The organism is Streptomyces ossamyceticus, assembly GCF_001418475.1.
Lineage (GTDB): Bacteria > Actinomycetota > Actinomycetes > Streptomycetales > Streptomycetaceae > Streptomyces > Streptomyces ossamyceticus.
Genome location: NZ_LIQX01000550.1, coordinates 1 through 9,262 on the forward strand (window position 1 = coordinate 1; position 9,262 = coordinate 9,262).

The window sequence follows — 9,262 nt, forward strand, 5'->3', positions numbered from 1 at the left end:
GGTGGGCGGCGGGGCACTGCTGGTCGCGGTGTCCCTGGTGGGGCACGGTGACGCGGTCCGCGCGTCGTTCCCACAGCTCACCGAGGGGTGGTCGGGTCGTTTCGCCGTACTGATGCTCTGTGTGGCCCTGCTGCCGAACGCGGCGGTGTGGGCGGCGGCGTATGCGCTGGGCCCCGGGTTCGTCCTGGGCGCCGGGTACGTCGTGGCACCCCTGTCGGCGACGGCGCCGACCGCTCTGCTGCCGCCGTTCCCATTGCTGGCGGCGGTGCCGACGAGCGGCGGTACGGCGCTGACCTGGGCGGTGGTGGTGGTGCCGCTGGCCGCCGGGGTGACCGTGGGGTGGTTCACGGGGGCGCGGGCCGCGGCCGAAGGGGGCGCTCGGTGGTCCATGCGCCGTACCGCAGCCGCCGCGCTCGTCGCCGCCGCGCTGTGCGCCGTTGCCGTAGCCCTGCTGACCGTCCTCGCGAGCGGTCCTCTCGGAGTGGCCGCGCTCAGCCACTTCGGCCCCCTCTGGTGGCAGACCGGCGGAGCGGCCGGCGTCTGGGTGGCCACCGTCGCCCTGCCCGTCGCCCTCACGTCCCGCTGGTGGCGCGCCCGCGCACACGGGAAGCCCGCGGGCGCGGACCGGGGCGCGGGCCCGGTCATGACGACCGTGCAGCGGTCCTCAGGGGAAGGCCGCGCGGGGGAGCGGACCGCCACGAGAGGTGGCCTGTTCCTCCGCCGCAAGGAGGCAAGAGCGGAGCGGGCGCGGTCGATGGGGAAGCCGGGTGGGCCGGACCGGAAGCGAGGGGCGCTGGTTGCGGGGCCGGGTTCGGCGGTGCCCGCCGTGTTTCCGCGTGAGTTGGAGGAGGCGTTGGAGACGACGGCACCGCGTGAGCGCTTCGCGGACCTGCCGTTGGCCGCCCTGGTCTCCACGGCCGAGGCTCACCCGGACCGCGCTCCGGACCCGCCTCTTGACGGAGGGGGTGCGGGGGACAGCACCGAGGCGGCGGATCACCCGGACCGGTCACTCACGGACGCCTCTGCGGCCGCCCCACCGCAGACTGAGCCGAACCGCTCCCCGCAACCGGAGCCGAGCCGCTCCCCGCAACCGGAGCCGAACCGCTCCCCGCGTCCGGGCCGACGACGGCTCCGAGCCGGGGCTCTGCCACTGCCCTCGTGGTTCTCGTTCTCCAAGCCGACGCGGAGTCCCGTGGCGGCGCATCCCCCCACTCCCCTCGGCCCCGACGAGTCGGCGAAGACGAAGGCACCAGACCAAGCCTCTTGATCCCCGACCTCACCGCCGCCGCAGTTCGCCCCCGCTGTCCACCGCCTACTGCGCGCTGCCCAGCATGTCCCGTACCGGGCCCTCCGGGAGGAGTTCCTTGCAGGACTTCTCGGAGGCGGTGGTGAGGGCGTCGTTCACGCAGGTGTAGTAGTCCCGGTACACGAACTGGGTCGTGAACGTGGCGATCACGACGGTCAGGGCGAGCGAGGCCGTCACGAGGCCGCTGATGGCCGCCGTCCGCTGCGGGCGGCCGCTCACCTCGGGGCGGGCCGGGGCGTCGGGGTCCGGCGTCTGAGGCTTGGCGCGCAACGCGCTGATCGCCCAGTACAGGGCCAGCGAGCCGAGCAGCAGGGCCACGTACGGCCAGGCGAAGAGGGCGAAGAAGAAGGCCCACATCCCGGAGAGCAGCGCGTACCGCGCGCGACGCTGGGCGGGGTCGGTCGGGTCCCAGCGCATTCCGGCGCCCGGACCGCCGTCCTGGCCCTGACCCGGACCGCCGGGACCGCCCTGGCCCTGACCACCGGGACGTTCACCGAAATGCCCGCTGGTGGAGCGGCCGGGCTGCCGGTCGCTCCACTGACTGCCCCACGGCGAGTGACCACCCCCGCCGGGACCGCCACCGTGACCGCCGTCGGAACCCTGGCCGCCCGAGGGTCGCCGAGGCTGCCACGGCCGGTCGGGCGCACCCTCCGGAGGCGGCGCGAACGGATTGTCCTCGGAGGCACCGGAAGAACCGGACGTACCCGAGGAACCGGAGGGACCACCGGACCCGGACGACCCCGGCTGCCCGGGCCGCTCGGCGGCGTCCTCGCTCTCGCGCGGAGGCGTGGGAGAGGAGCTCCGCTCGCGCAGCAGGAGCGAAGGAAGGCGGAGGCTGCGGTCCGGCATCAGGAGTGCGTCTTCCCCTTGGTGATAAGGCGGTGTCGGTACGGCTGTCGGTAGGGCTGTCAGTACAACTGTCGTTGTGGCAGTTGGTGCGGCGGTCGATACGGCGGTGATTCGGCGGTGCACACAGCGGTGAACAGGTCAAGGTCGACGGCGTCGACGGCGTCGGCTGAACACGGTGCTGAGCGTGCCGGGTCCGGCGGTGGATTCGGCTGGTACGGCATGAGCTGTCACTTCGTGAACGCCCCGCACACCGGCCGCGTTCCCGACCGCCTTCCCGGGCCCGCTCCTCGCAGACGCTACCTTCCGGCCACGCCCCCGTCCCACGGGGGCCGCCGGGTGTGCCGGTATCGTTGCTGACGGTCGGCCGGTTCGTAGACTTCCCCGTATCGGGGGACGTGAAGCATTCGTATGAATGTACAAGTACGGGCCCGGCGGGCCGGATCGCTCCGCACGACCGTGGAGCGGCCCCCAGGAACCCGTGCGCACCCGCACGGGACCAGAACCGCAGAAAGGGTCCCACCGTGGCCGCCAAGCCCGTGGCCAAGCGCCTCGTCGTGCTGGTATCCGGATCCGGCACCAACCTCCAGGCGCTGCTCGACGCCATCGCGGCGACCGGCGTCGAGGCCTACGGCGCCGAGATCGTGGCCGTCGGGGCCGACCGCGGCGGCATCGAAGGGCTCGCCCGGGCCGAGCGCGCCGGACTGCCGACGTTCGTCTGCCGCGTCAAGGACCACGGCACCCGCGAGGAGTGGGACGCGGCGCTCGCCGAGGCCGTCGCCGCGTACGAGCCGGATCTGGTCGTCTCCGCCGGGTTCATGAAGATCGTGGGCAAGGAGTTCCTCGCCCGGTTCGGCGGGCGGTTCGTCAACACGCACCCCGCCCTGCTGCCCAGTTTTCCCGGAGCCCACGGTGTGCGTGACGCGCTCGCGTACGGCGCCAAGGTCACCGGCTGCACCGTCCACTTCGTCGACGACGGCGTCGACACCGGGCCGATCATCGCGCAGGGCGTGGTGGAGGTCCGGGACGAGGACGACGAGAGCGCTCTGCACGAGCGCATCAAGGAAGTCGAGCGAAGGCTGCTCGTCGATGTCGTGGGGCGGCTCGCCCGCAACGGCTATCGCATTGAGGGACGAAAGGTAGTTATCCAGTGACCGCCGACAGCACTGTCACGGCCGAGAGCGGCAAGCGGGCCATCCGTCGCGCGCTCGTCAGCGTCTACGACAAGACCGGGCTCGAGGAGCTCGCCCGTGGCCTGCACGAGGCGGGCGTGGAGCTCGTCTCCACCGGGTCGACCGCCGGGCGCATCGCCGGCGCCGGCGTCCCCGTCACCAAGGTCGAGGAGCTGACCGGCTTCCCGGAGTGCCTGGACGGCCGGGTCAAGACGCTGCACCCCAAGGTGCACGCGGGCATCCTCGCCGACCTCCGTCTGGAGGACCACCGGCGCCAGCTCGCCGAGCTGGGCGTGGAGCCGTTCGACCTGGTCGTCGTGAACCTGTACCCGTTCCGCGAGACCGTCGCCTCCGGCGCCACCCCCGACGAGTGCGTGGAGCAGATCGACATCGGCGGCCCGTCGATGGTGCGCGCGGCCGCCAAGAACCACCCGTCGGTCGCGGTGGTCACCAGCCCCGCCCGGTACGCGGACGTCCTCACCGCCGTCCAGGACGGCGGCTTCGACCTCGCCGCCCGCAAGCGGCTGGCCGCCGAGGCCTTCCGGCACACCGCCGAGTACGACATCGCCGTCTCCTCCTGGTTCGCCTCGGCCTACGCGCCCGCCGACGACTCGCCGTTCCCCGAGTTCATCGCCGCCGCCCTGGAGCGCAAGAGCACCCTGCGCTACGGCGAGAACCCGCACCAGCCCGCGGCCCTCTACGTCGACGGCACCGGCAGCGGTCTCGCCGAGGCCGAGCAGCTGCACGGCAAGGAGATGTCGTACAACAACTACACGGACACGGACGCCGCCCGCCGTGCCGCGTACGACCACGACGAGCCCTGCGTCGCGATCATCAAGCACGCCAACCCCTGTGGCATCGCGATCGGCGCGGACGTCGCCGAGGCGCACCGCAAGGCGCACGCCTGCGACCCGCTGTCCGCGTTCGGCGGGGTCATCGCCGTCAACCGGCCGGTGAGCAAGGAGATGGCCGAGCAGGTCGCCGAGATCTTCACCGAGGTCATCGTCGCGCCGGACTACGAGGAGGGCGCCCTCGACGCCCTCGCCAAGAAGAAGAACATCCGGGTGCTGAAGGCCCCGGCCGCGCCCTCCCACCCCGCCGAGGTCAAGCCGATCGATGGCGGTGCCCTCCTCCAGGTGACGGACCGGCTCCAGGCCGACGGCGACGACCCGGCCAACTGGACGCTCGCGACCGGTGAGGCCCTCTCCGCCGAGGAGCTGGCCGAGCTGGCCTTCGCGTGGCGGGCCTGCCGCGCGGTCAAGTCCAACGCGATCCTCCTCGCCAAGGACGGCGCCTCGGTCGGCGTCGGCATGGGCCAGGTCAACCGTGTGGACTCCGCGAAGCTCGCCGTCGAGCGGGCCGGCGCCGAGCGGGCACAGGGCTCGTACGCCGCCTCCGACGCCTTCTTCCCGTTCCCGGACGGGCTGGAGATCCTCACCGAGGCCGGCGTCAGGGCCGTCGTCCAGCCCGGCGGCTCGGTCCGCGACGAACTGGTCGTCGAGGCAGCGCAGAAGGCCGGCGTCACCATGTACTTCACGGGGACGCGGCACTTCTTCCACTGACACGGCCAATGACGCGGCCACGGCCGCGCAGTCACAGCCACTGACCGCCGGACGGCGGAGCAGTAAGGGGCGCGCCGCTCGATGCGGCGCGCCCCCGCGCGTTCTCGGACCCCTGTGCGGCCTGTGCGGCCTGTGCGGCCTCTGCCGCCGGTGCGGTCGGTGCGGTCGGTACCGTCGGTGCGCGCCGGGCGGGGCATGGGGAATGGCCGATACCCCGGTACAGAGGCGCCCGTTCCGCTGCGAGGCTCGAGAGGCCAGCTCACTCGCACGGGTCTCAGGGGGTTTCTCATGCGCAACAGGTCGAGCCGGACACGTCGGACAGCGGCCGTCGGCGGGGTGCTCGCCGTCGTCCTCGGTACGGGGACGACCGGCGCCGCGACCGCCACCGCCGCCGCGGGGAGCACGGCCGTCGTGCCTTGTCCCCGGGGGTTCGTCTGCATGTCCGAGTCGCCGAACGGCACGGGCCGCGTCTACCACGTGGCCCAGGGGACGAGAGTGGTCTTCACCTTCCCGGTGGCCGTCAACGAGGTCACCAACAGCACGGCCGTCGACTACTGCGTGACCGGCGTTTCGAGCTATGTGCTCCGCCCCGGTGAGACAAGGAGCGGACCGAACGACGTGCGCTCACTCGCACCGCTTCCGGCCGGCGGGGTCTGTCTGCGCTGAACACCGGGAGACCGTATGTCTCCGGGTCCGCGGACCAACGCCGAAGGGCCGTACCCCTGGGACGGGGTACGGCCCTTCGTGGGCTCGGCGGCTCAGTAGCGCGGGCGGTTGAACCACGCCTTTCCGTTGGCGTTGCCGGCGAAGACGGCTATCAGGATGCCCAGCACCAGGTGGACCAGGCCGATCAGGAAGAACGGGTAGATGCTCAGGACGGCGGTGATGATGCCGAAGACCAGCGCGGCGACGCGTACGCCGTTGCCGCCACTCTTGAACTTCACCGCGAGCATGATCGCGTAGACGAGCCAGCCCACGGCGAACACGGCGATCGCCCACATCATGCCGACCGGGACGTCACCGAGCGCGTCCTGCAGCGCCGGGTCCTCGGCGCTGTCGCTCGCCGCGCTGATGGCCACCGCGCCGATCGCGTACAGCAGCACACCGATCACCTGGAGACCGGCGATGACCCAGAGCATCACGCGGGCCGCGCTGACCGTGCTGGGCATGGTCGTGGGCGCGCCGCCCGGGAACCCGCCGCCGTACCCCTGCGAGACCGGCGGAGCGGCCGGGTAGCCGTAACCGGGCTGCTGGGGCTGGTTCTGCTGCGGGTAGCCGTAGCCCTGGGACGGTTGCTGCTGGGGCTGGCCGTAGGGGTTGTTCGGGTCACCGAAGCTCATGGCGGGTCTCCTCCGTTGCCTTGTGCGGGGACGCGCGGCACGGGTCGGAGGAATGCCCTGCTCTGTTGTGGTCACGCCCCCCGGCAGTGCCCGCGGCACTGTGTCCCAATCGTTTTATATGCCCGCTCGGATGTCCAGCCGGATTCCGGGGACGTTGTGCAAGTGCAACACATCCGATCTTGCCGGACGGGAGTGGCGGGCGGCCGGGGGGACGGCGGGACGCCCTCGTCCAGGCCTCCCGCTGGAGTGGGTGCGGGCCCTGCGCGAACTCCTCGCGAACCCTCCGCGAACGCCGGCGCTTCGGCGACTGGCCGGTCGGCCGACCGATCAGTCGACCGGTGAGCCGACCAGGCGTGCTTACCAGGCGGCTGACCAGGCGGCTGACCTGGTGGCAGACCTGGTGGCAGACCGGCGGTTGACCAGGCGGGGGACCGGCCGCGGGTGTCCGATGGGCGGCCGGATTGGAACCGGGAGCCCGTCATCCGCGAAGATTGGGCCCATGACCGCCCAGATTCTCGATGGCAAGGCCACCGCAGCCGCGATCAAGTCCGATCTGACCGCCCGCGTGGCGGCGCTGAAGGAGAAGGGCGTCACGCCCGGCCTCGGCACCATCCTCGTCGGGGAAGACCCCGGCAGCCAGAAGTACGTCGCCGGCAAGCACCGCGACTGCGCGCAGGTCGGCATCGCCTCCATCCAGCGCGAACTGCCCGCGACCGCCACCCAGGAAGAGATCGAGGCGGTGGTGCGGGAACTCAACGAGGACCCCGCCTGCACCGGCTACATCGTCCAGCTGCCCCTTCCCCGGGGCATCGACGAGAACCGCATCCTCGAACTGATGGACCCCGACAAGGACGCCGACGGCCTCCACCCGATGAACCTCGGGCGCCTCGTCCTGAACGAGCCCGCCCCGCTGCCCTGCACCCCGAACGGCATCCTCACCCTGCTCCGCCACTACGGCGTGGAGATCAAGGGCGCCGAGGTCGTGGTCGTCGGCCGCGGTGTGACGATCGGTCGCCCGATGCCGCTGCTGCTGACCCGGCGCAGCGAGAACGCGACGGTCACGCAGTGCCACACCGGTACGCGTGATCTGGCCGCCCACCTCAAGCGCGCCGACATCATCGTCGCCGCCGCCGGCTCCGCGCACCTGGTCCGCCCCGAGGACGTGAAGCCGGGCGCCGCCGTACTCGACGTCGGTGTCTCCCGCTCCGCCGAGGGCAAGATCGTCGGCGATGTGCACCCCGGCGTCGCCGAGGTCGCCGGATGGATCTCCCCCAACCCCGGCGGCGTGGGCCCCATGACCCGGGCCCAGCTGCTCGTCAACGTGGTCGAGGCGGCGGAGCGCAGTGCCGGCTGACGACAAGGCGCCAGGGAAGGCCGAGGTCGGGGGAGCGCCCCCGGCACCGGCGATGCCGAGCACGCCACGGACACCGGCCGGGGCGGGGACATCGGGCGCGTCGAGCACCACGGGCGCGTCGAGCACCCTGGGCACGCCGGACGCACCGGGTGTGGCGGGGAAGCCGGCCGGATCGGCGGCACCGGCTGAGCCGCAGGCGTCGGCCGGGTCGAGTGCGTCGGCCGAGTCGAGTGCGACCAAGGCGCCGGGCTCGTCCGGAGGGGCGGGCAAGCCTGCGGCCTCGGGCGTGTCCGCGGAGTCGAGCGGGGCCGTGGCGTCGGGTGGGTCGGAGAGGGCGGAGATGTCGGGGCGCGTGGGGGAGAAGGAGAAGCGTGGGGCGGCGGTGACGGGTGGCGTGACGGACGAGATCGAGGTGCGGGATCCCATCAGCGCGCCCGACGCCGACGGCAAGCCCGTCCGGGCCACCCGGCGCTTCCCGATGTTCACCCGCGACACCGCCCGGCCCGAGGGCGGCGGCCGGGCCGCCCCCCGGAACGCGCCCGCGCCCGCCCGGCAGTGGCCGATCCTCGCCGTGCTCTGCGCTGTGGGCCTCGGCCTGCTGCTCACCGCGTTCGACGCGTTCCGGCCCGGCACGATCCTGATCGGCTCCGCGCTGCTCGCCGGGGCGCTGCTGCGGTGGCTGGTACCGGACGTCGGCATGCTCGCCGTCCGCTCCCGCTTCACCGACATGGTCACGTACATCGCGTTGGGCTCCGCCATCGTGCTCCTCGCGCTGATGGCGCAGCCGGATCCGCTGCTGGAGATCCCCTTCCTCAAGGACACCCTGCACTTCACGGTCGGCGACGAGACCGGCTGACGGACGCGCGACGGCGGCCCGCCCCCTCCCCCGAGTCGGGACGGACCGCCGTCGCGATCCACCCTCGTGCACGGCGAACGCCCTGTTCAACCGCTGCCGACCCGCTGTGGCACGGAAGTGACAATTCCGCCGAGGTGTCCCCACCCGGCCACGACGCCGGCACCCGCAGGTCATCTCCGGGTGCCTGCCGCCCCCGAACCCCGCCGCGCGCCCTTCGCGCTCCGGCACGCCCCGCCGTCGCCCCACGCGCCCGAGCCGGTGACCGCCCGGACGGGAACCGGTCCGCACACGGTCGTCGTCACTTGCTCAGACCCCGACCGAGCCCAGGAGGCAGTCGATGAGCGCCTGGCAGCCACTGCCGGACGGGCTTCCCCCGGAGGTGCAGCACTTCGTCGAGCAGTTGCGGCTGCTGAAGGACCGCACGGGGCTCAGTCTGGTCGCCCTCGGCGCGCGCACCGCCTACAGCAAGTCCTCGTGGCAGCGGTACCTCAACGCGACCCAGCCCCCGCCCCGCCAGGCCGTCGTCGCCCTCTGCAAGGTCGCCGGGGAGGACGCCGAACGCTTCGGGGTGCGCTGGGAGCTGGCCGTACGGGTCTGGCCGCGCCCGCCGGCGCCGGCGGTGACCCCGGACCCGTCGTCGGCCGGCGCGGGGGCGGCGGAGGGGGAGGCGTACGAGGACGACCCCACGCTGCCCTGGTGGGACGCGCCCGCCGAGGACCCGGCGTCACGCCGGCCGGGCCGTCTCGCGCTCTACGCCGCGCTCGCCGTCCTCGCCGCCCTGGTCCTCGTCGGGGCCGCACTGCTGGGGGCCGCCACGCTGTCGTGA

The 9,262-nt window shown here is 73.0% G+C and carries 9 protein-coding genes; 7 read left to right on the top strand and 2 right to left on the bottom strand.

The annotated features are described in order from the left end of the window. Window positions 1-1,267, top strand: a 1,267-nt coding sequence (locus tag AOK15_RS47640; protein WP_240508707.1) for a cell division protein PerM, incomplete at its 5' end; no start/stop codon positions are given. A gap of 45 nt (window positions 1,268-1,312) precedes the next feature. Here the strand turns inward: AOK15_RS47640 and AOK15_RS32880 are convergent. Continuing rightward, a complete protein-coding gene (locus AOK15_RS32880) occupies window positions 1,313-2,155 on the bottom strand; it encodes a hypothetical protein (protein ID WP_055521970.1) in 843 nt (280 codons plus the stop codon). Window positions 2,156-2,676: 521 nt separating this feature from the next. On the opposite strand from AOK15_RS32880, the gene purN reads away from it, so the two are divergent. The 3 genes from purN (at window position 2,677) to AOK15_RS32895 (ending at window position 5,552) form a co-directional block, all read left to right on the top strand. Beyond that, the gene (gene purN, locus AOK15_RS32885) at window positions 2,677-3,306 is read left to right on the top strand and encodes a phosphoribosylglycinamide formyltransferase (protein ID WP_055521971.1); all 630 of its coding nucleotides are present in this window, start codon (window positions 2,677-2,679) and stop codon (window positions 3,304-3,306) included. Beyond that, window positions 3,303-4,886: a bifunctional phosphoribosylaminoimidazolecarboxamide formyltransferase/IMP cyclohydrolase gene (purH, locus tag AOK15_RS32890; RefSeq protein WP_055521972.1), complete on the top strand. Its 1,584-nt coding sequence runs from the start codon at window positions 3,303-3,305 to the stop codon at window positions 4,884-4,886. Before purN ends, purH begins: the two co-directional genes overlap by 4 nt. A 288-nt stretch (window positions 4,887-5,174) precedes the next feature. Beyond that, on the top strand, window positions 5,175-5,552 hold the full coding sequence (locus AOK15_RS32895) for a hypothetical protein (RefSeq protein WP_055521973.1): 378 nt from the start codon (window positions 5,175-5,177) through the stop codon (window positions 5,550-5,552). A 92-nt stretch (window positions 5,553-5,644) separates the two neighbouring features. Here AOK15_RS32895 and AOK15_RS32900 read toward each other — a convergent pair whose 3' ends face one another. Then, window positions 5,645-6,226, bottom strand: a complete 582-nt coding sequence (locus AOK15_RS32900) for a hypothetical protein (RefSeq protein ID WP_055521974.1) — start codon at window positions 6,224-6,226, stop codon at window positions 5,645-5,647. Window positions 6,227-6,725: 499 nt separating this feature from the next. Here AOK15_RS32900 and AOK15_RS32905 point away from each other — a divergent pair, with 499 nt between their 5' ends. The 3 genes from AOK15_RS32905 to AOK15_RS32915 all read left to right on the top strand — a co-directional run bounded on the left by AOK15_RS32905 (window position 6,726) and on the right by AOK15_RS32915 (window position 9,262). Further along, the gene (locus AOK15_RS32905) at window positions 6,726-7,580 is read left to right on the top strand and encodes a bifunctional methylenetetrahydrofolate dehydrogenase/methenyltetrahydrofolate cyclohydrolase (RefSeq protein ID WP_055521975.1); all 855 of its coding nucleotides are present in this window, start codon (window positions 6,726-6,728) and stop codon (window positions 7,578-7,580) included. A 340-nt stretch (window positions 7,581-7,920) separates the two neighbouring features. Continuing rightward, window positions 7,921-8,436 (top strand): DUF3017 domain-containing protein, encoded by a 516-nt coding sequence (locus AOK15_RS32910; RefSeq protein WP_055521976.1) that lies wholly within the window; start codon window positions 7,921-7,923, stop codon window positions 8,434-8,436. A 337-nt stretch (window positions 8,437-8,773) separates the two neighbouring features. Further along, complete coding sequence (locus tag AOK15_RS32915; protein ID WP_055521977.1) at window positions 8,774-9,262, top strand: helix-turn-helix domain-containing protein; 489 nt, start codon at window positions 8,774-8,776, stop codon at window positions 9,260-9,262.